Source organism: Chryseobacterium sp. T20 (genome assembly GCF_047345655.1).
Classification (GTDB): domain Bacteria; phylum Bacteroidota; class Bacteroidia; order Flavobacteriales; family Weeksellaceae; genus Chryseobacterium.
Genome location: NZ_JBLFDU010000004.1, coordinates 232,949 through 257,697, shown reverse-complemented (window position 1 = coordinate 257,697; position 24,749 = coordinate 232,949). Strand labels below are relative to the sequence as shown.

Genomic DNA, 24,749 nt, shown 5'->3' with positions numbered 1-24,749 from the left:
ACATGAATACAAGATACAGCTTACACCACATTCATTCGGCAGATGAGTTTACTTTCTCACCTGCGGAATACAGCTATTTCAAATATGGCGATAAGTCGTATGCTGAAAAATTTGCAAGAGAATTATTCGACGGATTTATTTCCGAAAATGAAGAGCTTTTAAATACAGATACAGAAATCGTGGTGCTTCCAAGCCCTTATATGGCGATTCCTACGGCATCCAACTTTTTATGTTTCTACTTTAAAAAACACCTGGATTTTTATCTGTTTCAGAAAGGAAAGAAGTCAAGTATTTTATCTAAAATCAACAGAAACCATACTTACATCACAGATTATGGGAATCTTAATTTTGAAGACCGCAAAAATCTGATCGCCAATGATACTTATTATATTGATAAGGATTTTTTGAGAGGAAAACTTTGTATTTTTATAGACGATATAAAAATCACGGGAAGTCATGAATATACAGTCAACAGAATCCTGAATGAATATAACGTGGAGGCTGACTTTATGTTCCTGTATTATGCAGAACTGATGAATTTTGACCTCGACCCGAAAATTGAAAACTTTTTTAATTACTATGCCGTGAAAAATGTAAAACATGTTGCAGAAGTGATGAATAAAGAAAGTTTTCAGTTCAATACAAGGATTGTAAAATATATTTTAGGCCTGGATTCAAGTAATTTTGATTATCTTACGTCTAAAGTAAAAAAGGAACAGATGGACCTGCTTTTGGAGCTGGCAATCAGTAACAATTATCATTTAATAAAAGAATACGAAAATAACATCAATACTTTAACACAAACGGAATTATATTATGGCTATTAACTTACAAAAAGGACAAAGAGAAAACATTAACGCACCTAAATTTACTGTAGGTTTAGGATGGGATATCAATAATACTTCTACAGGAACGGCTTTCGACCTTGATGCTTCTTTATTTTTGCTTGGGGACGACAAAAAATTAGTTTCAGATAATCACTTTATTTTTTATAACAACCTTGAGTCTCCGGACAAATCTGTCATCCACACTGGAGATAATCTTACGGGAGAAGGTGCGGGAGATGATGAGCAGATCAAAATTGATCTTACAAAAATTGATGATTCTATCAAAGAAATTACAGTAGTGGTAACGATTCACGAGGCTGATTCAAGAAAACAAAACTTTGGACAGGTAAGAAATTCTTTCATCAGAATTTTCAATACAGATACGAATGAAGAGATCTTAAAATATGAATTAGACGAAGATTTCTCAATCGAAACCGCTGTAGAATTCGGAAGAATCTACAACAGAAACGGAGAATGGAAATTTGAGGCTGTAGGCGCTGGACAGAGAGACGGCCTTGAGAAATTTGTATCAATTTATCAGAAGTAATCATGGACAATCAGGAAAATCAACCCATAGATCCACTAGGATCAATAGAACCTCTTAAAACCTTTGAACCAACTCCAATGGTTCCTCCAACTCCGGCTCAGCCTGTTCAGAATGCAGCACCGGCGGTTCTTGTGGATAGAGAAGGAAATGTAAACCTGACTCAGTTGCAGTCAGAAGAACGTCAGAAATATGAAGTTCTTGCGAACTCTATTGATGAAGCGAACCCAGGTTCCATCGTGAATTTCGGAGCAGAACTTCAGAAAACTTTAACTAATCAGAGTGACAGCTTCTTAGGAAATGTAAGAAGATCAAACTCTGGAGAAGTAGGAGGGCTTATCAATGATCTTTTGGTAGAGCTTAACTATGTAGATGTAGAAGAGCTTAATGGAAATAAAGTAAAAAGCTTCCTGAGCAAATTGCCATTCATGAAGAAGGTAATGACTCAGGTAGAAAACTTATTTGCAAAATATGACAAGATCATCAATAACATTGAGCAGATCTCGTATAAAGTAAATGCAGGAATCATCACTTCTACAAAAGATAATGCTGTACTTCAGACTATTTTTGAGAGCAATGTGAATTCTATCAAACAGATAGAAGATCTTGTAATTGCAGGAAATATAAGAATGGAAAGAGCTGCAGTAGAGCTTGCTCAAATGGAAACTGCTCCTCAGAATTTTCAGGATTATCAGATTGCAGATAAGAGAGATTTCATTGCAAGGCTAGACAGAAGAATGGCAGATCTGAAAGTGGTACGTGTGATCATGATGCAGTCGCTTCCGCAGATCAGACTCGTACAGAACAACAACGTTTCTATTGCTGAAAAAGCACAGACGATTCTTACCACTACACTTCCTGTATGGAAAAACCAGCTTTCATTGGCTGTAGCAATGTACAGACAACAGCAGAATATTGAAATCCAGCAGAAAGTATCTTCCACTACAGAAGAGATATTAAGAAAGAATGCAGAACGCCTTGGACAGAATTCTGTGAATGTTGCCAGAGCAAACGAGCAGACTATCGTATCTGTGGAAACATTAAGAGAAACAACGTCAATGTTGATCAATACATTGAATGAAGTGAAACAAATCCAGAAACAGGGAGCAGATAACAGAAGAAAACTGGATCAGGATCTTCAGACATTGGAACATGAACTTAAAGCAAATGTCAGAGGTTAATTTATAGGATACTAAGGTGGGGGATGATGCAGCAACCATATTGTCGCAAAGCAAAAGAAGATTAACAAAGCTTAAGCTTCTCGCTAATTTTTTTGAACATATTGATATTATATCTATTTACATCAAAACGGATATTATTCACAATCTGTTCCAGGAAAATACGGCTTTAGATTACAATAAACTGGAACTTTTCCACCTGCAGTATACGGATAGCCTCATAGAGCTTCTGACTAAAATTAAAAAGCAGAAGGAAAATGATATGCTGGCAGTCATCAATGAAATTAACATCAACGGTAAATATATTTCAGGTTTTGAAGAAAGACAGTCAGACAACTTTCAGACTGACAGGAAAATGTACAGCGGTGTATTTTCACAACATCTGAAAACGCTGTACAAAGATCTTACAGAAGATAGTTTTACAGCTAATTGGGAGAATATACTGTACTTTCATAAAAAATATGCTCAGGAATTTTACAGAACGGATGCAGATGAAACGCTGCTGAAATCTGATTCTTTCCCGGCCTATCAGTATAAAGACTATTCCATTGAAAGAAAGCTGTTGGGAAGACTTAATATACAGGGATTTAAAGTCCGCTTTGTCTGCGGTTACCTTATCGGAACCCATGATTATGAGCTTTTTAAGATCTTTCAGTCTGATGATCATTTTATTTTCAGTGTAGACGAAAAGAAATTGTATCTTTTTGACAAAGAATTAGATAAGCTGGATACTTCTGAAAATCAATCGAATCAGAGTTCCATTATTGATCAGTTGAAAAGTAAAAATGAACAGCTGGAACACAGTATGAACGAAAGGAAACGTACGTTACCGGCAGAAGTAGAAGGTGTTTTGAAAGATTATATCAAAAACCTGGAAAATATGGACATTATGAGCAAAATATTTGACTTCGATGAAGAAACAAATATTCTGCGGGCAATGCTTAATTTGAATTTGAATAATAACTAGAACGAAATTTGAAAAGCAAAGAAGATTACCTTTTTTGCAAAAGATTAAATAATAACTAAACATAAAAAGATGGCTATCAACTTACAAAAAGGTCAGAGAATAAACCTTAAAAAAGAAAATGGAGCTGAACTTTCCCAGGCTTGTGTAGGAATCAACTGGGGAGCAATTGAAAAGAAAGGATTTTTTGGAACTAAAAAAGAAGCAGTAGACTTAGATGGAAGCTGTATTTTATATGATTCAAACAAAAACGTTACAGAAGTAATCTATTTCGGAAACCTTAAATCAAGAAACGGATCTGTAAGACACAGCGGAGATGACCTTACCGGTGACGTAAACGGAGATGACGGATTGGATAACGAAGTAATCACAGTAGACTTCAGTCAGCTTGAACCGAATGTGGAGCATGTAGCAATGGTTTTGAACAGCTATAGAGGTCAGGATTTTGGAACTATTCCTTTTGCTTCTATCCGTATTTATGAAGGATCACCTACCAATGTGAGAGAAGTTTTTGCAAAGTATGATATTGCGAATGATGCTTCTTTCAGTGGACACGTTGCCATGGTAATGGGGGTTTTCTATAAGAGAAACGGAGAATGGAAATTCAATGCTATCGGAGATCCTACAGCAGATAAAAAGCTGGAGCAGACAATCCAGACGGTACAGATGAATTACCTATAATTAATTGACAATCAAAAGATAAATAAAATAGCAATATTTGTACTCTGTGCATCTATTGCTTTTATCATATAATAACATAACTCAAGTGGAACATCAAAGTATTTTAGAACTACACCCTGGTCTGGTGTGGGGATTTGCAGTAACAGTTGTTATCATGCTGCTCCTGGACTTAGGGGTATTTAATAAAAAAAGTCATGAAGTCTCTTCCAAAGAAGCTACCATATGGTCTATCGTGTGGATTTCGCTTTCTATGGTTTTTTCAGGAGTGGTATATTGGGTATTCAATACCGATGGAAGTCCTGAAAGTCATGCTTTGGCAATAGAGAAATTTACCCAGTATCAAGCCGCCTATTGGATTGAAAAAGCTTTGTCTGTGGATAACTTATTTGTATTTATCCTTGTTTTCGGATTTTTTAAAGTTCCGAAATACCTTCATCACAAAGTGCTTTTCTGGGGGATTATCGGAGCCCTGATCTTCAGAGCGATCTTCATCTTTGCAGGAGTAGGATTAATTAATCTGACTTACCTTCCTGAAATGAATATCTTCGGAGAAGCAGTAAAAATCAACGTTGTAATGACCTTATTCGGATTATTCCTTGTGTATGCGGGGATCAAATCATGGGGTGATGGTGACGATGACGATGATGAAGATTACAGCAATACGGCAGGAGCAAGATTAATCAAGAGTTTCTGGAAAGTTTCAGACAATTATGATGGAGATAAATTCTTCACGATCCAGAACGGGATTAAAATGGCAACTCCTCTTTTAGTAGTAGTTGGGGTTATTGAATTTACGGACGTTCTTTTTGCGGTAGATTCCATTCCGGCAATCTTTGCGATTTCAAATGATCCGTTTATCCTTTATACATCTAATATCTTTGCAATTTTAGGATTAAGATCATTATACTTCCTGTTAGCGAACTTTATTCATATGTTCAGCAAACTTCCATACGGATTGGCGATTATCCTATCCTTCATTGGAGTTAAAATGCTTATTGCACCATGGATCCATATTCCGTCTCCGGTTTCATTGGGAATCGTAGGAGGAGTATTGGTAATCTCTGTTCTTTTATCTGTCATCTTCCCTGAAAAAGAAGAAGAGAAGAAGGAAGAATTGGACGAAAAATAATCACTTTTAAAATAAATTGAAAGCCTCTGGAATTTATTTCTGGAGGCTTTTTTGTTTATGTTTTTTTGTTGGAAAAACGCAAGTTGTTCTCAAATTATATGTTTTTAAGACGCAAGGATTTTATCTCTGATAAAATGTATTATGATTGTATGATATCTAGAAAATTGTAAGGCTGGATTCTTTCAGAATGACAAATACCACGCTTAGTTTATCCATACCGTTTGTCATTCCGGTAGGAATCTCTGTATAGAATGGTTGAAAACGCAAAGACGCAAAGAGGGTAAGTATTGTGCTTTTTTAAGGCGTGAGAACATTTCGACTTCGCTCAATGTGAGATTTTAAGCAACGTTGAATTTTAAGATGTAAACCTTATAGGTTTCAAAAACCTATAAGGTTTGAGATAAAGAGAATCAGATTATCAAAATATTTTCCTCAAGGATACCTACTAATTATTTGCATAATTCAGAACCATATTATTAGCGATATTCAATTTTATCGGAGATAAAATCCTTGCGTCCTTACTATGCTTTACCAATTAAAAATTTAGCGCCTTTGCGCTTTCCAAAATTCTCAAAAAAATATTCTCAAAAATAAAACAGACAGACTGGTCTGTTCTTTGTTTTTTTTCATACCTTTGTTTTATAAAAGAAAAGCAATGAAGTCTCCAAAAGAAAGAATCATAGAAACTACATTTCAATTGTTTGCCAGACAGGGTTATAACTCAACCGGAATTAACCAGATTATTTCTGAAGCAGAAGTAGCCAGAGCCAGCTTCTATCAATATTTTAAATCCAAAGAAGATCTGTGTGTAGAATTTCTGAACGTAAGACATGAATATTGGTTTGGTGAACTCAATACCTTTTTAGCCAAAGAAAAAGATTCAAAATCTAAGATCATCAACGCTTTCGATTTCTTGGTTTATATGAACGGTAAGGAAAATTTCAGAGGATGTAGTTTTTTGAATATTTTATCTGAGATACCAATGGATAATACTAAAATTCTGAGTGTCATTCAGTCTCATAAAGCCGATCTCAGAAACTTCTTTTCAGAATTGCTGAATGATGAAGAACTTTCCGATCATATTTACATGCTTTTTGAAAGCAGCATCATAGAAAGCCAGCTTTTCAAATCCAATGAATTAATTGAAAAATCAAAAAAGATAGTCACCAATTTAATGCAATAAATTATGGAACAGAAACATCCGCTTCCGCCTTTTACTCTTGAAACGGCACTGGAAAAAATTCAACTGGCAGAAGATGCCTGGAACAGTCAGGACCCTGAAAAGGTTTCCAAAGCATATACCATCGATAGCGAATGGAGAAACAGAGATACCTTTGTGAATGGGAGAGAAGAGATTGTAGTATTTCTTCAGAAGAAATGGGAAAGAGAACTTGATTATAAGCTTAAAAAGGAATATTGGTCCCATACAGATAATCGTATTGCCGTTCGTTTTGAATATGAATATCAGACGAAGGATGGAAACTGGTTCAGGGCATACGGAAACGAAAACTGGGAGTTTGATGAGAACGGACTGATGGCGAAAAGATATGCAAGTATCAATGATCTGGCTATCAGGGAAGAAGACCGAAAGTTTAGATAAAATGTAAAGACTGTTATGAGAACAGTCTTTTTTGTTTTTAAAGGCTTTTTAAAAGAAACTGAAACATGAAGTCAATAAATTATAATTCATAACTCATAATTCATCATTATCCTACCCGTTTTTCCCATGCAGCAACTTATTAATTTTCCTTCTCGTCTGCACGGAAATTTTATAAGCTTCATCGCGCAGCTTTTGTATTTTTCCTACAGGCTGAAAAAATATTTTACTCTCAAAAGGATTGAATGAAAGAAGTTCAGTCGTACAATTATGTGAATCCAGGAATGAATTTTTATTGATTCTGACTTCGCCGATTTTAATAAAAGGAGCATTTTTCCATTCAACATTCAACCTGTTGATGGGTTGGTCTTTCAAATCATTACAAATCTGTATTAAAACATCTGCTGCAAAATCATTCGTTTGCAGATAATTTTTTAAAGAATCTTTGACCTTTTGTTTTCTTCCAAAATTTTTATCCACAGATTGAGGACATAGTTTTATTTTGATCATCTGGTCTCCCAAACGGTAGGCTCCTACAGAATAATAATCAAACGACAGTATAAAATCATTTCTCTTACCAATAAGTTTTATAATATTGCGGAGCATATCGCCAGTGAATAAAGAAGGAATCATTTTAACCATCTGAATACACATAGGGAATACTTTTCTCCATTGCTTCATATAAAGCTGGTTAATTGCTGTAAACAACTTCAAAAACGTAGAAAGAGATTGAATAGGAAACAAAGGAAAATTAACCAACGGATAATTGGCAAGCAATACTCCGTTTTCATCCTTGATCTGCACGGCAAAGCCATAAGCCGGAATATCTTTTTTTGAATTTTTGATTTTCAGCTGAGCATTAGAGAAACGTATGGTAAGGTCGAACTTTTCCTTATCGAAAAAAGGTTGCAGTGATTCCGGAATATCGGGTTCTATCCAGAATATACCCTTTGCTACTGCATACGTTTTAGCATGAGCATTCCTGGTCGCATAATTGACATCACTGATGGAAGAGGATTGTTCAACAAAATCCGCTATTGTTTTTTTATTGAGTTCCAGAAGCTTTTTTTCCTCCTCATTCAGTTCATCAAACTTCTTATTATATTTTAATGGATTTGGCATTTAGTTTTTAAAATTCAATTATAACGCCAAGTTTTGAAATCTGTGTTAAGCAAGTATTACAATTGTTTGAACTTTGTGGAAAAGATGTTTGAAAATAAGGAAATGTAAGATAATATGATTAATGAATATTAAAAAATAACCTGTTTAACTTGTTGATTAATAGTGTTTATTTATTTTTAATGAGAATGAATTAAAGACATGTTGTTTGAGAGAAAAATACTTCAGGCTTTTAAACTTCCCTCATCGTGCTCCCATCTTCCAAACCCAAAAAGCCTTATCTTTGTAAAAAATTATAATATGGGAGTAGCAGATATGTTATTTAAACGTAAAAAAGAATTAGCAGAAAAGAACCTGAAAGATGGTAAAGAATATATGGAAGAGTATGGTAAAAGAGAAAGCGTTGTGCAGTTACCAAGCGGCTTGCAATATGAAATCATTACAGAAGGTGACGGTGCAAAACCAGGTCCTAAATCTACTGTAAAGTGCCACTACCACGGAACTACTATTTCCGGGAAAGTATTTGACAGCTCTGTGAAAAGAGGTACACCTGCATCTTTCCCTTTGAACAGAGTGATTTCCGGATGGACGGAAGCTCTTCAGTTGATGTCTGTTGGTAGCAAATGGAGACTGATCATTCCTCCACACTTAGCATATGGAGATCAGGAGATCAGCAAAGAAATCGGACCAAACAGTACCCTTGTTTTCGAGGTTGAATTACTGGATATTAAATAATCCTTCTTAAAAATAGATTAAAAATTTACCTGATTTCAGGTAAATTTTTTTATTTGTACTATATTCGTATTGATGAATTGTAGTATGAAGAAGAAAAAGGGGATGATTTTACAATACGTCCGGGCAACACAAAATATGACTGTATGAAAAAACTTTTTTACCTTTTGATTGTTTTCGGGCTTCTTACTTCCTGTGTTTCCAGGAAGAATCAGGCTATTCAGCAGAATATTCTCACGCTGAAAGACAGCTATTGTAAAGCGCCGTTCAAATATAACTACAGCAATAAACTTCCGTCCTATAATTCTGACTCTATCTTAGCAGCCAATAAAGAATTAAAAGAGATCTTTTCTGATCAGAGTATTCTCATCTTAAACGCACTGGATAATTTAGATGAGGTTCATGAAATTATTGATCTTAAAAAAGATTCATCCCTTGCTTCTCAGGTTAAAGTTTTACAGCTGAAGACAAAAATAAACAGTAAAATAACGATTGCCCTTACAGAATTGGATGCTGTAGCTGCAGAATTTGACTGTGAAGGGGAAAGAGTAGCACAGATTGGAAATTATGTAGACAATCTCAACTCGTCAAGAAACAACAAGCTTATCTTATATTCAATCATTGCAGGAGCTGCAGCCTCCATCGCAGGAGGAATTGTACATGATGAAGGCTGGAGTAATGCCATTGATATAGGAGGAGGGGTTCTGGGAGCAGGTTTCGGACTGGCAACCCTTAATCCAAAAGGAAAAAAGGTAGAGTTTATTCACCAGAGAAACCTTTTGAGAGATATCTGGAGAGAAAAACTGGAATCACCCAATTTTCCTCCTTTTATCTGGTATATGTACACAGAGAAAAAGTTTTCCAACAGAGAAGAACATTCCATTATCGGAAACATGAAACTGAGATGGCTTCACTATCAGTTTGATGATAATAAAGAAGTAGCAGATAAGTCTGTGATTTTCAGTGATGGAGGGCTTTACAGAGCAGATGATCTCCACAACCGTGCAGCCATGCTGAATCAGATGCAGTCGGCCACCCGTACCATCAATCAAAACATCAATTATCTGTTGCTTGATCTGGATAAATTAATTCTTTAAGAAAAATTTAACTGTAATAAATTTTGTTACATTTAAAAAATGTATATCTTTGCAACGTAATTACAATGAACAATACAAGATTTGCTACGGCAGTACATATAATGACACTATTGACAAAAAGCCCTCAGGAGTGGCTCACTTCTGACTGGATGGCCGGTAGTATCAATGTGAATCCGGTGATTATCCGAAAGGAGATCAGCGTATTGAGAGAAGCAGGTCTGATTATCAGCAGACAGGGAAAAGAAGGAGGAAGTCAGCTTGCAAAGAGTGCTGAAATGATCACTATTTCCGAGATCTATAAAGCAGTTAAAAATACAGAAGTATTAGGCAAAAAAAATCAGAATCCCAATCCCGCATGCAGTGTTGGAAGGGAGATTAACAATCATTTAAATACATTATTTGAAGAAACAGATCAATTGGTAGTAAAATTTTTAGGAGACAAGTCATTACAGGAATTCACTGACCAGTTCGAATAAAAAAATTTGATCTTAAATGTAACAAAATTTATTACAATTTAATTAAAATAAAATATTATGAAAAAAGTAGCAGTAATCGGTGCAACAGGATTTGTAGGAGCACATGTAGTATCAGAATTAAAAGATAGAGGATACGCGGTAGAAGCATTGGTAAGAGATGCATCAAAAGTAAAAACACAGGAGAATGTGACAGCAAAAAGTGTTGATGTAAACAATGTAAATGAGCTGGCTGAAGCATTGAAAGGAAGTGATGCTGTAATCAGTACATTCAATGCAGGATGGACGAATCCTAATCTTTACAACGATTTTTTAAATGGTTCTGAAAACATTGAAAAAGCCGTAGAGCAGTCAGGGGTAAAAAGATTAATCGTAGTAGGTGGAGCAGGAAGCCTTTACACTCCTGATAACACTCAAATCGTAGATAGCCCGGATTTCCCTGAAGCTTACAAACCTGGAGCAACAGCAGCAAGAGATTATTTAAACAAAATCAAAGAAAATAATACGTTGGATTGGACATTCTTCAGCCCTGCAGTAGAAATGAACCAGGCCAATGTAGGAGAAAGAACAGGAAAATACAGAACTTCATTGGAAACTCCGGTATTTGATGAAAACGGAAGAAGCCGTCTCTCTGTAGAAGATGTAGCTGTAGTTTTAGTAGACGAATTAGAACAGAACAATCACATCCGTGAACGTTTTACAGCAGCTTACTAATCGATAAAAGAACAGAAATGATACAAAAAAAATTATGGTCGTTATTAGCACTGTTGGGATTCATCTGCATATTTGCAGGGAATCTCAAAGTGAAAGTTTATAATCCTGGAACCAAAGCTATTTTTCCCATTACATCTACCATTATTTATGGAGATAAAGAGGCTATACTTGTAGATGCTCAGTTTCAGAAGCAATATGCAGAACAGCTGGTAAAAGAAATAAAAGCAACAGGAAAGAACCTGAAAACCGTTTTTATTTCTCACAGTGATCCGGATTTCTATTTTGGATTGGATGTGATCAAAAAAGCTTTTCCTAATGCTAAAATTATCTCAACGGCACAGACTGCTTACCTGATATCAGCTTCAAAAGATGATAAAATGGGAGTGTGGAAACCACAGTTGAAGGCAGATGCTCCATCGGAAATTATAGTTCCTGAAGCAGTTACTTCAATTCCTGATCTTGAAGGAAACAAAATTGAAATCAGACAAAATCCTGAAGATCCTGCCCATAGCTTTCTTTGGATTCCTTCCATCAAAACCGTTGCAGGCGGGATTTCAGTTTCTGTTGGCTCACATCTCTGGATGGCAGATACTCAGAATGTAAAAGCAATCGATCAATGGATAGCACAGATTGATGCTATGAAAGGTTTGAAACCGGAGAAAGTTATTCCTTCTCATTTTGGAGAACTTTCCACATCACCACAATCTCTTGATTTTGTGAAAAACTATCTGGAAAATTATAAACAGGCAGTTACTGAAAACAAAACTACATCTGCAATTGTAGATTTCATGGTAAAAAAATACCCTAATTTACCAGGAAAAGAAGAACTGGAAATGGGAGTAAAGGTTTATCTTAAAGAAATGGACTGGGATCTGAAATCTCCATATCCGGCAATCGGACATAAAGTGGAAGTGGACTTTGGAGAAGTAAAATTCGTTCTCGACTTTAAAGATAATAAAACCATGACATTCACAGGAACAGCCGGAAGTTCAAAAAACAGTACAGATACCGTAGAATATACTGCTGTAGAGGTAGCAAAGAATGTTTTTATGGTCTACTGGCATGAGCCGCACCTTGGTTTCAATGTAACCCATATTCAGGATTATAATAAAAATATCATCTATTCGAATATTGCTGGTCCGGACGGTACATTTACCCACCCGAAAGGAACGCTTACAATTTTGAAATAAAAAGACAGCTGCATTGGCAGCTGTTTTTTTTGTATCATAATAGTTAATAATAAAATATCACCAAAGCTCATCAAATCAGCTTGCTTATTCCAACTATGCCTCCTTAGCCTCAAAAGAAAGCAAATTAAAAACTTTGTGTTAAAATAGCCTCTCACAGATTTTCAGATTATGCAGATCTATGATCATGAAAATTATATTCGTGATATTAGTGAAACTATTCGTGTTCTTCGTGTTTAAAAAAGGCCTTTAAATGAACACTCTATTTTTTAAAACCAAAAAACTGCCTCTCATGAGACAGTTTTCTTTTTATAAATTCATAAACAATTTCGGGTTAATCGGAGTATTGTTTTTGTGTACTTCATAATGAAGATGAGGTCCTGTAGAACGCCCGGAATTTCCGGATTTTGCAATGACCTGACCTACTTTTACTTTATCATTTACTTTAGCAACAAGCTGGGATAAATGTCCATATAGCGTAGCCAGTCCGTTTCCATGCGAAACAATCACACAGTTTCCATAGCCTCCTTTTTGTCCGGAAAAAATGATTGTTCCGGCAGCAGCAGCTCTTACATCAGAGCCATAGGCAACAGCAATGTCCAGCCCTTTATGGAACTGCATCTGATCAGCTTCAGCAGGTGGATTGTTTTTTTCAGCCACAGCAGTTTTAGTTGATGGAGCTCCGGAAGCAGCTTTTGTTGTCGTTGCAGGAGCAGAAGTTGCAGCTACAGGAGCCGCTTTTGGGGTAACCATAACTTTTACTTCTCTTTTATTTCCATAGCTGTCCGTAAGTTCAATGACTTTTTCCACAGGTTCAGCTTTTACTTCAGGCTTGGCAGCTGCCACTACTGTTGGTTTTGCCTCTGTAGCTGCACTTGATCTTACCGAAGCAAAAACAGTTTTGAATGGAATAGGATTTTTTCTTATCCCGAAATTAGAGGAAATATAACCATCAGTAGGCATTCCTAATGGAACCTGCATCAGTTTTTTCTGAAGATCCATTAAATACTGGCTGTATCGGTTGGCCTGTTTGGAAAGATAAATAGAATTGGAGATACTGTCCTGGTTGAGCATCATTAGTTTTTCATTAGTGATGTCTTTGGACTTCAGGAAGGAGTTGAGTTGAGCAACGGTCTGATCGACAAGAGTAAGATCAGTTTTCATTTTTAAATAATCTACACTGTCTTTTTCAGTGTTTATTTTTACAAGGTTTACTTCGTAGGTTTTGTCATCTCTTTCAGAAAAGAGCTTCGCAATGAATACACCTTGTGCAAAAACTACTAGTAAAAGTCCTCCCAGGAGAATGTTTACGTTCTTCTTGCTGTTTAGAAATTTTTTCATATTTCTTCTCTTAGTAAGTTAAAACGGTTTTGAAGCTGCAAATTTAATTAAAAATAAGCTTTGTGAGTTATTTTTAATTAAAATTCAGTTTTTTCTGTATTTAACGGCTAATTAGCTATTTAATTGTGTCGTAGTGTTAATTTTTTCAGAAAATGGCTTTTATCATAGTTTCAAAGCCTGCGTTACGTCTTTGTTTTAATATCTTTGCAGTTCACATTCCAATTATGGCTAAAAAGAAAATTATTTCAGAATCTTCGAATCCAAAAAAGAATAAAAAGGATATTTCTGTAGGAGTTGTAGGAAGCGGAAGTTTTGCAACCGCTATCGTAAAAATGCTTGTTGAAAACTGCAAAGTAGTACACTGGTGTGTAAGAAGTGAATTTGTAAAAGGAGCTATCGAGCTTCGTGGACATAACCCAACTTATCTTACGGCCGCTCATTTTAATCTTAAAAGTTTAAAACTGACAACAGATATTAACGAACTGGTTACTGCCTGTGATGTTATTGTTCTGGCGACACCGTCCATCTACCTGTCTGATACGTTGGATAAAATGACCTGTGAATATTCAGATAAAATCTTTATTTCAGCAATTAAAGGAATTATTCCTAAAGTAAATGATGTAGTAGCGCATTATCTGCGTGATGAATTTAAAATTGGTTTCAGAAACCAGGCCGTTATTGCAGGACCTTGTCATGCCGAAGAGGTAGCTATGGAAAGACTTTCTTATCTTACTATTGCGACTGTAGAAGATGAGACTGCTGAAAAACTTGAAGGAATCTTCAGTTCAGATTTCATCAAAGTTCATACAAGCAAAGATATTTTAGGAAATGAATACAGTGCTATTCTTAAGAACATTTTTGCCATCGGAGCAGGAATAGCAAGTGGATTGGGCTATGGTGATAACTTTACTGCAGTATTTGTTTCCAATGCGATCCGTGAAATGGAAACATTCCTGGAAGCGATCTATGAAGCACCAAGAGATGTGAATGAAAGTGCCTATCTGGGTGACCTTTTGGTAACGGCATATTCCCTTTTCTCAAGAAACAGAAACCTTGGAAACCTTATTGGGAAAGGATATACAGTGAAATCGGCTATTCAGTCTATGAACATGGTCGCAGAAGGATATTACGCTGCAGATTCTATTTATAAGACAGCGAAACAGAAAAACCTTAAACTCCCGATTATCGATACCGTATATGCTATTTTGTATGAAGGGAAAAATGCTGAAAAGCAGTTTAAAAAACTGACTGCAAAATTGAATTAAAAAAACAGGACTTTAAAAATTAAAGTCCTGTTAAACATAAATAATGAAACTTAAGCATTTTTCATGCTTAAGTTTTTTTTATAGACTCATCTTGGTAATGACAAGTGATAATGATGATCTTACATTAAGATTACTGGCGGTAAAACCGTTTCCTGTATCAAATTCAAACTTTTGACGGATCGTTGTTGGAGCTGCCAATGTTAAAAAGTAACTTCCCTGGAAAAATGTAAAAGAGCTTGATAGCTGGCACATTCTGTTGGTTTCTGTAATCGTTGCACTGGTAGCAGAGTTAATCAGATAAGAACGGGTACAGGTGAAATTCTGGGAAAGATATTGTGTGTTAGCTGTCCCGTTATTATTATTCGCATTGCTGGAATCCACAGAATACCGTACAATATAAGTTCCGGCCGGCAGGGTAATCGTTGAATTATCCGCTCCTAGTGAAGCTCCTGTAATTTTATTTGAAGTTACCGTAAAACTTCCTAATGTATTATTCGTACTTCCGGTAGGAATAAGTACTCCGGAACTGATAAGCAAAGACATGATCTGAGGTTCAGCACCGGAAACGACAATACGCTGCCATTGATTTCTTACCCAAACATAATATCCTTTCGGAAAAGTAGATACTCCTCCGCTATTGTAGATAACAAGCCCGTCTGCAGGATTCGCAATGGGAGTGGAGGTACTGTTCAGAACTAGCAGATCATATTGAGGAAAAAGAACCCCTTTATTGGAAGAACTAATGTCCAGAACACTGCTCGAATTGGGCGCGTTTGTATTAATACCAACTTGTGCATTTGAGAAAATGCTTAACAGTATCATACAGATTATGTAAATAGATGTTTTCATTGTGCAATTGATTATTGATTAAGCGCTGATCTTTGAATATCAACTTTAGCATTCGTGATGATGATTTCTCCGTTATTAGGAGTTGTTCCTCCGGATCCGTTCTGGTAAGTTCCACCGGCATCATGAGCAACAGCAGGAACTAAAAGAATAGGAGCTGCTGAAGTAGTCACAAAAGAGAAACTCATATTCAGCGTATGGGTCTTATTACTCGCAATGGATTGTGCATTGATACTGATTGTTTTACCATATTGATTTCCGCTGGACGGATCAATAAGTTTTACAAGGTATTGATGCAGATGAACAGAAGTTCCTCCGATTCCGGCAGTAGTACTTTCAAGAGCTGTTCTGATGTTCAGGCAAACATTCACCAGATAACCGCTGTTTCCGGGAAGAGTAATTACTCCTGTAGAAGTGTTGTATAACGCTCCGATATCATTGGATACAACAGTAAATGCAGCATCGTTGAAATTTTTGTAGGTACCGTTGGCAAGACCTCCAAGTATCGAATAATCAGAGGTGCGTTGAAGCATCATATAACTTACCAGATTATACGTGTCAGAAAGCTGAGTCCACATATTGTTTTTCCAGATATAAAGACCGGGACTGATGGAGTTCCCTTTATTGTAAACAACCAGTCCTTCTGCCGGATTATTTACCGGAGAGGTATTACTCAAAACATCTACAATATCCACTCTCGGAAGAAGTACTCCTTTATTGGTGGTCTGTGAAACTTCCAGCACAGCTGAGCTGTTTACTGAAGTCTTCCCAATAGCAACCTGTGCATATATGGTATGAGCTATAATCAATAATAGCAGGATATAACTTTTTTTCATATGTTGATTGTTTTTTATAGCTGAGATATTTTAATATAAGATCCGGTAGGAATTACATTCACAAGATCGTAGAATGTACTGTTCTGCATTCTTCCAAGATTTAATCTTAATCCTCCTATAATATTGGCGTTCGCATTAGCAGGAACGGTGTAATAATAGGACCAGGTGGCAAGATGGTTGGTGTTGACTTTAGAAACAATAGGAACCTCTTTCCTTGTAGCGCCTCCTCCCGTAAAAGTGTTCGTCGTATTGTTATAGGTATCGTTGATGAAATCTATAAAATATCCCATCAGATAATAAGTACTCCCGGAAAGTGGAGCAGTTCCTCCCTGTCCGGATGGACTTTCCTGAGGTGAATTTAAATTCAGGTTAACTTCTACCAGATATTTTCCTTGTGGAAGAATCAGGGAATATCCTCCGGAAGTGTTCGGAAGAACTTTAAATCCACTGATGTTTGATACCCCTGAAACTGCAGGATTATTAACCATAAGCTGAGTGCTGGCACCTGCTATCGCATTGTCAAGAGCTGATAGTGATCCGGTAAAATCAAGATAGGCAACCTTTGGCGTGTTTTGGGCATCAATTGTGCTTTGCCATGAATTGGTCGTGCTATTAAAAAAATGAAGAGCTTTATTGTTACTGTTAGTTCCTCCATTGAATCCAATAAGTCCATTGGCAGGAGAGGCAACAGGGCTCGTTGTGCTGGTTAGGTTAGCAATATTCAGGTTGGGGAATAATACTCCTTTATTACCTCCGGAAACGGTTACCGTAGGAGCTGTAGTATAGCCGCTACCTCCGTTGTTAATCGTTATGCCTGTTAGCTGACCATTGGAAATGACTGCTGTAGCGCGGGCTTTTGAACCTCCGTTCACCACAGATCCTCCTCCATAAAAATTAATTGTTGGTACCGAAGTATAACCGCTTCCTCCGTTGTTGATGGTAATCCCGGTAACAGCACCTCCTGAAATGGTGGCTGTAGCTGTAGCTGGGGTTCCACTGAAGTTCTCAATGTGCAGAATAGCACTGGGGTCCGGTGTGGACGTGTTGATTCCTACACTTCCGCTCTGGGCAAATCCCATTGTCGCGAACAATGTACTCACGAAGTTAATAATTCTCATCTTTAGTATGTTTATGAAATAATTTTAATTAAATACTTGTTGGAATAGGTATTAAATCAATTGAAAGGTACGTAAAAAAAACAGTTATCCAATGTGGTATGTGTAGAATTGTATCTATAAAATTATGTATTTGTCAATAAAAAGTGATATTTTATGTTTTTGTTATAATTGTTTATCACTTATTGTTGATAAAATATAATAGCGTAAATAGTTATGGTTGCAGTATTTAATATGGTGAACTTAAATAAACTTAAGTTTTTATAAAATTTTATCCCGGAATTATTCATTAATTAGTTACCATTCAGTGAAATAAAAAAATAAAAAATTAATATTTTTATAAAGAAATATTTTACATTATCAATCATTTCAATGGTACTTTATTGAAATTTTCCATGGTTTTTTGTTGTGTACTCAATAAGTGTTTTGAACAAAAAAATAACGTGTTAAAATCGTTCCGGTTTTTAAAACTTTTCCCGAAATTTGAAGTAAAATTTTAAAATTATGTCACAATCGCTTACAAGCAGAACACCGAAACCTAAATACGACGTTGTACTGATAGGCGGCGGAATCATGAGCGCCACTTTAGCAACGCTGCTTCATGAATTTGATCCAAATCTCGAAATCGCTATCTTCGAAAGACTCGGAAGATTTGCCAAAGAAAGTACAGCAGCATGGAACAACGCCGGAACAGGGCATTCCGCTTTTTGTGAGCTAAATTATACCCCTGAAAAACCAGACGGATCTATTGATATTTCCAAGGCAGAAAGCATTGCAGAGCAGTTTGAAATTTCCAAACAATTCTGGTCTTATCTGATTACCAAAGGATATATTCATGAGCCGAAAGAATTTATCAATTCCTGTGCACACATGAGTCTGGTATTCGGAGAAAAGGATGCTGAATATCTTAGAAAACGTCATGATAAAATGGCAGAATCTGTCCTTTTTTCAGGAATGGAGTTTTCTACTGATCATGAAAAGCTGAAAGAATGGATTCCTTTGGTGATGAGCAAAAGAAATCAGTCTGAAGTAATGGCTGCAACGAAGATGGATATGGGAACAGATGTGAACTTCGGAACACTGACAAGAAAAATGGGAAGACATCTTCTGGAAGATTCCAATGTTGAGGTTTTCTTATACCATGAAGTGAAAGATATCAGCCCGAGAGAAAGCGGTAAATGGGAAATGAAAGTGAAAGACAGAATCCATAGCCACAAACAGGAAGTGGTAGCAGATTTTGTATTCATTGGGGCAGGAGGTTATGCGCTTCCACTACTGGACAGTTCAGATATTAAAGAAAGTGAAGGATATGGAGGTTTCCCGGTTTCCGGTCAGTGGCTGGTAAGTCATAATCAGGAGTTGGTAGAAAAACACCATGCTAAAGTATATACTCAGGCTACGGTAGATGCTCCGCCAATGTCTGTTCCGCACCTTGATCTTAGAATCATTGATGGTAAAAAAGCCCTTCTTTTCGGACCTTTTGCAGGATTCTCAACTAAATTCTTAAGAGAAGGAAGCTATCTGGATCTTCCTGAAAGTGTAAATACCAAAAACTTAAAATCACTTTTCGGAGCATGGTGGCATAATATTCCATTAACGAAATATCTGATTCAGCAGGTTGCTATGACGAAGTCTCAGAGAATGCAGCATTTGAGAGAATTTATCAAGGATGCTAAAGAAGAAGACTGGGAACTGAAAGTAGCCGGTCAGAGAGTTCAGATCATCAAAAAAGATGAAAAAGAAGGAGGTAAGCTGGAATTCGGAACTGAGGTGGTCGTAAACAAGAGCGGAACGATTGCTTCTCTATTGGGTGCTTCACCGGGTGCTTCCACAGCAGTATATGCCATGCTGAACGTACTGGAAAAATGTTTCCCTGAAAAACTACATGGAGAATGGAAAGGAAAGCTGCTTGAAATGGTTCCTTCTTATGGGCAAAAACTGGCTGAAAACCCTGAGCTGACCCATGAAGTAAGAAATTATACGAAAGAAAAATTAGAATTAGAATATTAACATCAATAATGAGCAATAAGTAATAATCGCTATTACTTATTGCTCATTACTTATTACTCATAAAAAGGTGGAAGAAGTAATTGTAAAACCAGTTATTGCAAAGGAAATCCTGGAATCTCTTCAGGCTAAAACAGAAGAGGAGAGGCAGGTTATTGTACACTGTTGTTTTCCGGCATCACCATTCTTGGGAAACCTGATCAGGATCTGGCATTCGACCTATCTTTTTGACAACCAGTCTGAACATAGAAGCAAAATGATTCATGCGGAAAATATTTCAATTTCCCCATACTGGACACCGGTTCCCTTTATGAAAGACTTTTGGTTTACTCTGATATTTTCAGGTCTTCCGAAAGACTGCAAAAGTTTTGATCTGAAAGAAGTGATTCCTGAGGAAGGAGGCTTTTTTGTAGAATCAATCAAGAGAAATTCTTCTGACGTATATCGTGTGAAAATATCAGAATCTTATTAATATGAAAGTAAGGGAAGAAAAGCTGGAACAGATTATTCACTGGGCTGAAAACAATCCTGATATCCGTGCTGTTCTCCTGACCAGTTCATTGGTAAATCCTTATGCTCCGGTAGATGATTTCAGTGATCTTGATGTAGAACTTGTTTTTGAAAACAGAACATCTTATGAATCCGGAAATGAATGGATCAGACTCTTTGGTGAGCCCATTTCCATGATTGAAGAAGACGATCGTGTTTTTGACGGAAAGCATGCCATGAAAATGGTATTGTACAAAGACCATGTGAAAGTTGACTTTAAGCTGTATCAGGTAGCAGAGTTTATTGAAGAAATTAAAGAAGAAAACCTTCCTGAAGACTGGGACGTAGGATACAAAGTTTTAATAGATAAAGATAACTTGACTGAAAACCTGAAACCATCAACGTATCAGTCAATCATGATTCAGAAGCCAACGGAAAAAGAATTTCAGCAGCTGATGAATGACTTCTGGTGGGATACAACCTATGTGGCAAAGTGCTTGAAGCGTGGAGATATTTTTTATGCCAAATTTATGTCTGAAAATATTCTCCGTACAGATTATCTTGTCCCTTTGATTGAATGGTATATTGCCGGAAATCATGACTGGAACAATATCACAACCAATAAACACGGAAGGCTTTTCAAAAAATACCTGTCCGCTGATCTATGGAATAAAGTGGAAAAAACTTTCTCCGGAAGCGATATTGAAGAAAACTGGAACGCATTGTTTGCCTTTGCAGATCTTGTTCATGAGTTGGGAACTTCACTGGCTGAAAAGCTTCATTTTATTTATCCGGCAAAGCTGGAGGATGATATTCGGAACTATCTTAAAGAAGTACAGACAATGTCTTAATTTCAGGCAAATTCATTCTGCTTAATAAGATTTTCAATACAATATTCTGCAACGGCCGTAATAGTTACAAACGGGTTCACACCAATGGTTCCCGGGATTAAAGATCCGTCCAGAACATAGAGATTTTCATGATCTTTGAGTTTTCCATATTCGTTGGTAGCTTCTCCTAAAACACACCCGCCAAGCGGATGATAACAAATATCTGCCCCAAAACCATTATCGAAAAGAAGGTGACTTCTGGTACCGCCATTGGCTTTATTCATTTTCCGGATAAAATATTGGGCATTTTCTTTCATTTTAATAGTGTTGCTTTCATTCCAGTTTAATGTCAGTGATTTGCTGGCTTTGTGGTAAGCAACTTCTCCTTTTTTATCCACCTTGTTGATGAGCAGGTATAAAGCTGTTGCCACATCCATTCCCATAGGCAAAGGAGCTATTTCTGTGAAAAATGGATGTTCAGGATCATCCCAGTTATCAATTCCTCCTACCGGAATAGTAGATTGCTTAGCTCCGGTGCCGCCGGACAAAGGTTTCACCCAGTTTCTTCCTGTCATAAAATTTCCATTATTTCCCCAGTTTTTACCAATCTTTTCATGGATAGGAAATCCGTTCTCTGCATGAGATTGTAACAGAAGCTGTAAAGTGCCCATTGTTCCTGCAGAAAGAATCAATTTTTTACAGGTAAAGACTTTGTCAGTAAGCAAAGTTCCGGAAGTATCAATTTGCTGGACATTCAATGTATAACTTTTGTCATCATTCAGTTGGATAGTCTGGACACGATGAAGATCAAGAATTTCTAAATTTCCGGTTTCCATAGCTTTTCTGAGATAGGTTTTATCTAAACTGTTTTTCCCGTGATTGTTTCCATAGATTACTTCAGTATTAAGAGCCGAGCGGGGAACTTTATTCCGGAATTCTTTTTCCATGTATGTAAAATCATACACATTGGGAACCCTTATTGTTTTAAATCCTGCTTTATGAGCTTCTTCTTCACCTACCCGAGTGAATTTATAATAAGGACAGTCTTTCAGAAATTGCTCGTCAATCACATTTACTTTAAGTTCTTCCCGTACCAGAGGAAAATAATGATTATAAAACTTTTCAGCATCAAGATCAGGGAAAACCTCTTTGAAATAGCTTTCTTTAGGAGTCACAGCCATTCCGCCATTCACCAGAGAACCTCCGCCAACCCCTCTTCCTACCCAGATTTTAATATGATCAAAATCCAGACGGTCCAATGTTCCGGTGAAAGGAGTTAGCGAAAAAATATTCATAAAAGGAGCAATGCTTTTGTTTTTCAGCCATGCAGAACTTTTCCCGGGTTTCAAAAGATTGGAAAACGGAATTCCTGCCTTTTCCCAGTTAAGACCCATCTCCAGTAGTACCACTTTTTTTCCGGCTTCACACAGACGAAGGGCAGATACAGCACCTCCATATCCGCTGCCAATAATAACAATCGGAACATCATGATATTCCTTTATCTGATTGTTTCTTCTTTCCGCAGCATGAAATAACTCAGATTGAAGAAAATAAAATCCCGATATTGCCAAGACACTGGTCTTAATGAAGCTTTTTCTGTCCATGAGCTTTGTTTTTCAAAAAGTATGCTAGATTATCAGAGGTTAATTTTATTTAAAACAGATTATATTTTTTATTACAATTTTAACTTTTGTTGGAATGAAAATTCATAGCTTTACTTATAATTTTAGATTCATGAAAAAATATATCATACTCTTTCTACTGCTTCCACTATGGATTTTTTCTCAAAAAAAGATGTCAAAGGAAGAGAAAGAAGTACAGAAATTTCAAAAAGAACTGAATGCGGAATACCTTAACCCAAAAGAGACTCCGTTAAGAGGTGATAATTTTAAAAATTTTAAAAAACATCCTTTCTTTCCTTTTGATGCTAAATACAGGGTTACTGCGCAATTTGTGAAATCAGAAGATACAAAACCCTTTGATCTTCCTACGTCTTCAGGAAAAACAAAATCTTATCAGGAATACGGAAAAGCAACATTCACACTGGATGGAAAACCTTATACCGTTACTTTATACCAGAGTCTTGATCTGATTAAGCAGGAAAAATACAAAGACTATCTCTTTCTTCCGTTCCGTGATGCTACCAATGAAAAAGAAACCTACGGAGGAGGAAAATATATGGATCTTAAAATCCCGAAAGGAAATACCATTGTGCTTGATTTTAATCAATCCTATCATCCCTTCTGTGCTTACAATGCTTATGATTACAATTGCCCTATTGTTCCTGAGGAAAATAAACTTCCTGTGGAAATCCGTGCTGGGGTAATGTATGAAGATATTTACCATCACTAATATTATGATATATTTAGAATTCTTTAAACCAGAAGATCTTTCCGGAGTCAGTTATGCTTTGGATGAAAATCAGATGAGGTTTACAGCAACTGCTCAGCAGGCTTTACAAAGCATCAGCGAACGGGATGATGATGACGCATTTCCCGTGACAATCTTTCAAAATGATCTGCCTGTAGGTTTCTTTGTCCTTGATTTTGGAAAAGATAAATTAGATCTTACAGATAATGAGAATTCAGTTTTAGTGCGTTCATTGTCTGTGAATCCTCAGTTGCAGGGAAAAGGAATTGGAAAAGCTGCTATGCAGGAAGTAGGTACTTTTGTCCAAAATCATTTCAAGACCTGTGATGAGATTGTACTGGCTGTCAACCAGAAAAATGAATCTGCTTACCATATTTATCTTCAGGCAGGATATATTTATGACGGTAAAACCAGAATCGGAAGAAGTGGACCTCAATACCTGATGTACAAAAAACTTTAATAAAATTTTAAAATCATAATTTTTTATCTGCTGATATCTTTCCCTAACTTTGAGTAACATCAAATTACAAAACATGGAAATATTACTTCAGAATCAGGTGGCTGTAGTCACAGGAGCTTCCAGTGGAATCGGTTCAGGAATTGCAAAATCATTGGCAGCAGCAGGAGCAATAGTCATTGTTAATCATTCTTCAGAGCGATCTACAGAAGAAGCTAAAGCTGTTTTAAAAGAAATAACGGATGCAGGAGGTAAAGGAATAACTTACCAATGTGATGTTTCCAAAGAAGATCAGGTAGTGAAGATGTTTCAGGATGTTGTTTCTGAATTCCAAACGGTAGATATTCTGATCAATAATGCAGGCATTCAAAAGGATGCAAAATTCACTGAAATGACTTTGGATCAATGGAATGCTGTGATAGGAGTCAATCTGACAGGGCAATTTCTATGTGCCAGAGAGGCTATTAAAGAATTTCTAAGAAGGGGAATAGATCCTTCAAGATCTGTTGCCTGTGGAAAAATCATTCACATCAGTTCAGTACATGAGATTATTCCGTGGGCAGGACATGCCAATTATGCTTCCAGTAAAGGAGCTGTCAGAATGCTGATGCAGACATTGGCGCAGGAATATGGGGCAGACAAAATCCGTGTCAATTCCATTTGTCCGGGAGCTATTCAGACACCGATTAATCAGAATGCATGGAGCACTCCGGAAGCCCTCAACTCTCTTCTTACTCTCATTCCTTATAACAGAATCGGACAACCGCAGGATATCGGAAATTTAGCTGCATTTCTTGCGAGTGACCTTGCAGATTATATTACAGGAACCAGCATCTTCGTGGATGGTGGAATGACTACGTTTGAGAGTTTTTCTACGGGAGGATAGGGGAATTCAAAGTTCAAAGTTTGAGGTTTAAAGTTTTTGAGGTTGTTCTTAGGGCTTGAAACGGA

26 protein-coding genes are annotated in these 24,749 nt (G+C 36.6%); 20 read left to right on the top strand and 6 right to left on the bottom strand.

Features of this window, described 5'->3' with window-relative positions; genetic code table 11:
• Window positions 1–2 precede the first annotated feature (2 nt).
• The 8 genes from ACMA47_RS12280 to ACMA47_RS12245 all read left to right on the top strand — a co-directional run bounded on the left by ACMA47_RS12280 (window position 3) and on the right by ACMA47_RS12245 (window position 6,923).
• Window positions 3–827, top strand: a complete 825-nt coding sequence (locus ACMA47_RS12280) for a phosphoribosyltransferase family protein (RefSeq protein ID WP_413930002.1) — start codon at window positions 3–5, stop codon at window positions 825–827.
• Complete coding sequence (locus tag ACMA47_RS12275) at window positions 817–1,374, top strand: TerD family protein (RefSeq protein WP_413930001.1); 558 nt, start codon at window positions 817–819, stop codon at window positions 1,372–1,374. The genes ACMA47_RS12280 and ACMA47_RS12275 overlap by 11 nt, the downstream gene beginning before the upstream one ends.
• Window positions 1,375–1,376: 2 nt before the next feature.
• A complete protein-coding gene (locus tag ACMA47_RS12270) occupies window positions 1,377–2,552 on the top strand; it encodes a toxic anion resistance protein (protein WP_253316924.1) in 1,176 nt (391 codons plus the stop codon).
• A 16-nt stretch (window positions 2,553–2,568) separates the two neighbouring features.
• Complete coding sequence (locus ACMA47_RS12265; protein WP_413930000.1) at window positions 2,569–3,516, top strand: hypothetical protein; 948 nt, start codon at window positions 2,569–2,571, stop codon at window positions 3,514–3,516.
• 69 nt (window positions 3,517–3,585) lie between these two features.
• Window positions 3,586–4,194, top strand: a complete 609-nt coding sequence (locus ACMA47_RS12260) for a TerD family protein (RefSeq protein WP_047428248.1) — start codon at window positions 3,586–3,588, stop codon at window positions 4,192–4,194.
• Window positions 4,195–4,279: 85 nt separating this feature from the next.
• Complete coding sequence (locus ACMA47_RS12255; RefSeq protein WP_034693591.1) at window positions 4,280–5,323, top strand: TerC/Alx family metal homeostasis membrane protein; 1,044 nt, start codon at window positions 4,280–4,282, stop codon at window positions 5,321–5,323.
• A gap of 655 nt (window positions 5,324–5,978) precedes the next feature.
• The gene (locus tag ACMA47_RS12250; RefSeq protein ID WP_413929999.1) at window positions 5,979–6,506 is read left to right on the top strand and encodes a TetR/AcrR family transcriptional regulator; all 528 of its coding nucleotides are present in this window, start codon (window positions 5,979–5,981) and stop codon (window positions 6,504–6,506) included.
• Between the two features lie 3 nt (window positions 6,507–6,509).
• Complete coding sequence (locus ACMA47_RS12245; protein ID WP_413929998.1) at window positions 6,510–6,923, top strand: DUF1348 family protein; 414 nt, start codon at window positions 6,510–6,512, stop codon at window positions 6,921–6,923.
• Between the two features lie 111 nt (window positions 6,924–7,034).
• Here ACMA47_RS12245 and ACMA47_RS12240 read toward each other — a convergent pair whose 3' ends face one another.
• Window positions 7,035–8,042, bottom strand: coding sequence for a catalase (locus ACMA47_RS12240; protein WP_413929997.1), 1,008 nt, complete (start codon window positions 8,040–8,042; stop codon window positions 7,035–7,037).
• A 297-nt stretch (window positions 8,043–8,339) separates the two neighbouring features.
• Between ACMA47_RS12240 and ACMA47_RS12235 the strand changes: the two genes are divergently transcribed.
• The 5 genes from ACMA47_RS12235 (at window position 8,340) to ACMA47_RS12215 (ending at window position 12,245) form a co-directional block, all read left to right on the top strand.
• Window positions 8,340–8,774, top strand: coding sequence for an FKBP-type peptidyl-prolyl cis-trans isomerase (locus tag ACMA47_RS12235; RefSeq protein ID WP_229047129.1), 435 nt, complete (start codon window positions 8,340–8,342; stop codon window positions 8,772–8,774).
• Between the two features lie 143 nt (window positions 8,775–8,917).
• Window positions 8,918–9,868, top strand: coding sequence for a hypothetical protein (locus tag ACMA47_RS12230; protein ID WP_413929996.1), 951 nt, complete (start codon window positions 8,918–8,920; stop codon window positions 9,866–9,868).
• Between the two features lie 65 nt (window positions 9,869–9,933).
• Entirely contained in the window at window positions 9,934–10,344 is a 411-nt protein-coding gene (locus ACMA47_RS12225) for an Rrf2 family transcriptional regulator (RefSeq protein WP_413929995.1), read from the top strand.
• Between the two features lie 57 nt (window positions 10,345–10,401).
• Window positions 10,402–11,055, top strand: a complete 654-nt coding sequence (locus tag ACMA47_RS12220) for an NAD(P)-dependent oxidoreductase (protein ID WP_413929994.1) — start codon at window positions 10,402–10,404, stop codon at window positions 11,053–11,055.
• A gap of 17 nt (window positions 11,056–11,072) precedes the next feature.
• Window positions 11,073–12,245 (top strand): MoaF-related domain-containing protein, encoded by a 1,173-nt coding sequence (locus ACMA47_RS12215; RefSeq protein ID WP_413929993.1) that lies wholly within the window; start codon window positions 11,073–11,075, stop codon window positions 12,243–12,245.
• A gap of 306 nt (window positions 12,246–12,551) precedes the next feature.
• Here ACMA47_RS12215 and ACMA47_RS12210 read toward each other — a convergent pair whose 3' ends face one another.
• Window positions 12,552–13,583 carry a M23 family metallopeptidase gene (locus ACMA47_RS12210; protein WP_413929992.1) on the bottom strand — a complete coding sequence of 344 codons (1,032 nt, stop codon included), beginning with the start codon at window positions 13,581–13,583 and terminating at the stop codon, window positions 12,552–12,554.
• Window positions 13,584–13,807: 224 nt separating this feature from the next.
• Here ACMA47_RS12210 and ACMA47_RS12205 point away from each other — a divergent pair, with 224 nt between their 5' ends.
• Window positions 13,808–14,848 carry an NAD(P)H-dependent glycerol-3-phosphate dehydrogenase gene (locus ACMA47_RS12205; protein ID WP_079240525.1) on the top strand — a complete coding sequence of 347 codons (1,041 nt, stop codon included), beginning with the start codon at window positions 13,808–13,810 and terminating at the stop codon, window positions 14,846–14,848.
• Between the two features lie 78 nt (window positions 14,849–14,926).
• Here ACMA47_RS12205 and ACMA47_RS12200 read toward each other — a convergent pair whose 3' ends face one another.
• The 3 genes from ACMA47_RS12200 to ACMA47_RS12190 are packed head-to-tail and all read right to left on the bottom strand — an operon-like array spanning window position 14,927 to window position 17,648.
• Window positions 14,927–15,670, bottom strand: coding sequence for a hypothetical protein (locus ACMA47_RS12200; RefSeq protein ID WP_413929991.1), 744 nt, complete (start codon window positions 15,668–15,670; stop codon window positions 14,927–14,929).
• A gap of 38 nt (window positions 15,671–15,708) precedes the next feature.
• On the bottom strand, window positions 15,709–16,530 hold the full coding sequence (locus tag ACMA47_RS12195; protein ID WP_413929990.1) for a hypothetical protein: 822 nt from the start codon (window positions 16,528–16,530) through the stop codon (window positions 15,709–15,711).
• Window positions 16,531–16,544: 14 nt separating this feature from the next.
• The gene (locus tag ACMA47_RS12190; protein WP_413929989.1) at window positions 16,545–17,648 is read right to left on the bottom strand and encodes a hypothetical protein; all 1,104 of its coding nucleotides are present in this window, start codon (window positions 17,646–17,648) and stop codon (window positions 16,545–16,547) included.
• Window positions 17,649–18,149: 501 nt separating this feature from the next.
• Here ACMA47_RS12190 and mqo point away from each other — a divergent pair.
• The 3 genes from mqo (at window position 18,150) to ACMA47_RS12175 (ending at window position 20,992) form a co-directional block, all read left to right on the top strand.
• Complete coding sequence (gene mqo, locus ACMA47_RS12185) at window positions 18,150–19,655, top strand: malate dehydrogenase (quinone) (protein ID WP_079240529.1); 1,506 nt, start codon at window positions 18,150–18,152, stop codon at window positions 19,653–19,655.
• 67 nt (window positions 19,656–19,722) lie between these two features.
• Window positions 19,723–20,124, top strand: a complete 402-nt coding sequence (locus ACMA47_RS12180; protein WP_034693615.1) for a hypothetical protein — start codon at window positions 19,723–19,725, stop codon at window positions 20,122–20,124.
• A gap of 1 nt (window position 20,125) precedes the next feature.
• Window positions 20,126–20,992 (top strand): AadS family aminoglycoside 6-adenylyltransferase, encoded by an 867-nt coding sequence (locus ACMA47_RS12175; RefSeq protein ID WP_413929988.1) that lies wholly within the window; start codon window positions 20,126–20,128, stop codon window positions 20,990–20,992.
• Window positions 20,993–20,994: 2 nt separating this feature from the next.
• Here ACMA47_RS12175 and ACMA47_RS12170 read toward each other — a convergent pair whose 3' ends face one another.
• The gene (locus ACMA47_RS12170) at window positions 20,995–22,575 is read right to left on the bottom strand and encodes a GMC family oxidoreductase N-terminal domain-containing protein (protein ID WP_413929987.1); all 1,581 of its coding nucleotides are present in this window, start codon (window positions 22,573–22,575) and stop codon (window positions 20,995–20,997) included.
• A 190-nt stretch (window positions 22,576–22,765) separates the two neighbouring features.
• Between ACMA47_RS12170 and ACMA47_RS12165 the strand changes: the two genes are divergently transcribed.
• The 3 genes from ACMA47_RS12165 to ACMA47_RS12155 all read left to right on the top strand — a co-directional run bounded on the left by ACMA47_RS12165 (window position 22,766) and on the right by ACMA47_RS12155 (window position 24,684).
• Window positions 22,766–23,323, top strand: coding sequence for a DUF1684 domain-containing protein (locus tag ACMA47_RS12165; RefSeq protein WP_413929986.1), 558 nt, complete (start codon window positions 22,766–22,768; stop codon window positions 23,321–23,323).
• Window positions 23,324–23,327: 4 nt separating this feature from the next.
• Window positions 23,328–23,801, top strand: coding sequence for a GNAT family N-acetyltransferase (locus ACMA47_RS12160; protein ID WP_413929985.1), 474 nt, complete (start codon window positions 23,328–23,330; stop codon window positions 23,799–23,801).
• A gap of 73 nt (window positions 23,802–23,874) precedes the next feature.
• A complete protein-coding gene (locus tag ACMA47_RS12155) occupies window positions 23,875–24,684 on the top strand; it encodes a glucose 1-dehydrogenase (RefSeq protein WP_413929984.1) in 810 nt (269 codons plus the stop codon).
• Window positions 24,685–24,749 lie beyond the last annotated feature (65 nt).

Excerpts from the sequence above, each read along its gene's own strand:
- ACMA47_RS12155 (WP_413929984.1), top strand. The coding sequence starts at position 23,875 with ATGGAAATATTACTTCAGAATCAGGTGGCTGTAGTCACAGGAGCTTCC.
- ACMA47_RS12260 (WP_047428248.1), top strand. The coding sequence starts at position 3,586 with ATGGCTATCAACTTACAAAAAGGTCAGAGAATAAACCTTAAAAAAGAA.
- ACMA47_RS12215 (WP_413929993.1), top strand. The coding sequence starts at position 11,073 with ATGATACAAAAAAAATTATGGTCGTTATTAGCACTGTTGGGATTCATC.
- ACMA47_RS12235 (WP_229047129.1), top strand. The coding sequence starts at position 8,340 with ATGGGAGTAGCAGATATGTTATTTAAACGTAAAAAAGAATTAGCAGAA.
- ACMA47_RS12200 (WP_413929991.1), bottom strand. The coding sequence starts at position 15,670 with ATGATACTGTTAAGCATTTTCTCAAATGCACAAGTTGGTATTAATACA.
- ACMA47_RS12175 (WP_413929988.1), top strand. The coding sequence starts at position 20,126 with ATGAAAGTAAGGGAAGAAAAGCTGGAACAGATTATTCACTGGGCTGAA.
- ACMA47_RS12275 (WP_413930001.1), top strand. The coding sequence starts at position 817 with ATGGCTATTAACTTACAAAAAGGACAAAGAGAAAACATTAACGCACCT.
- ACMA47_RS12195 (WP_413929990.1), bottom strand. The coding sequence starts at position 16,530 with ATGAAAAAAAGTTATATCCTGCTATTATTGATTATAGCTCATACCATA.
- ACMA47_RS12250 (WP_413929999.1), top strand. The coding sequence starts at position 5,979 with ATGAAGTCTCCAAAAGAAAGAATCATAGAAACTACATTTCAATTGTTT.
- ACMA47_RS12220 (WP_413929994.1), top strand. The coding sequence starts at position 10,402 with ATGAAAAAAGTAGCAGTAATCGGTGCAACAGGATTTGTAGGAGCACAT.
- ACMA47_RS12230 (WP_413929996.1), top strand. The coding sequence starts at position 8,918 with ATGAAAAAACTTTTTTACCTTTTGATTGTTTTCGGGCTTCTTACTTCC.
- ACMA47_RS12225 (WP_413929995.1), top strand. The coding sequence starts at position 9,934 with ATGAACAATACAAGATTTGCTACGGCAGTACATATAATGACACTATTG.
- ACMA47_RS12280 (WP_413930002.1), top strand. The coding sequence starts at position 3 with ATGAATACAAGATACAGCTTACACCACATTCATTCGGCAGATGAGTTT.
- ACMA47_RS12170 (WP_413929987.1), bottom strand. The coding sequence starts at position 22,575 with ATGGACAGAAAAAGCTTCATTAAGACCAGTGTCTTGGCAATATCGGGA.
- ACMA47_RS12205 (WP_079240525.1), top strand. The coding sequence starts at position 13,808 with ATGGCTAAAAAGAAAATTATTTCAGAATCTTCGAATCCAAAAAAGAAT.
- ACMA47_RS12190 (WP_413929989.1), bottom strand. The coding sequence starts at position 17,648 with ATGAGAATTATTAACTTCGTGAGTACATTGTTCGCGACAATGGGATTT.
- ACMA47_RS12165 (WP_413929986.1), top strand. The coding sequence starts at position 22,766 with ATGTCAAAGGAAGAGAAAGAAGTACAGAAATTTCAAAAAGAACTGAAT.
- ACMA47_RS12160 (WP_413929985.1), top strand. The coding sequence starts at position 23,328 with ATGATATATTTAGAATTCTTTAAACCAGAAGATCTTTCCGGAGTCAGT.
- ACMA47_RS12270 (WP_253316924.1), top strand. The coding sequence starts at position 1,377 with ATGGACAATCAGGAAAATCAACCCATAGATCCACTAGGATCAATAGAA.
- ACMA47_RS12245 (WP_413929998.1), top strand. The coding sequence starts at position 6,510 with ATGGAACAGAAACATCCGCTTCCGCCTTTTACTCTTGAAACGGCACTG.
- mqo (WP_079240529.1), top strand. The coding sequence starts at position 18,150 with ATGTCACAATCGCTTACAAGCAGAACACCGAAACCTAAATACGACGTT.
- ACMA47_RS12210 (WP_413929992.1), bottom strand. The coding sequence starts at position 13,583 with ATGAAAAAATTTCTAAACAGCAAGAAGAACGTAAACATTCTCCTGGGA.
- ACMA47_RS12240 (WP_413929997.1), bottom strand. The coding sequence starts at position 8,042 with ATGCCAAATCCATTAAAATATAATAAGAAGTTTGATGAACTGAATGAG.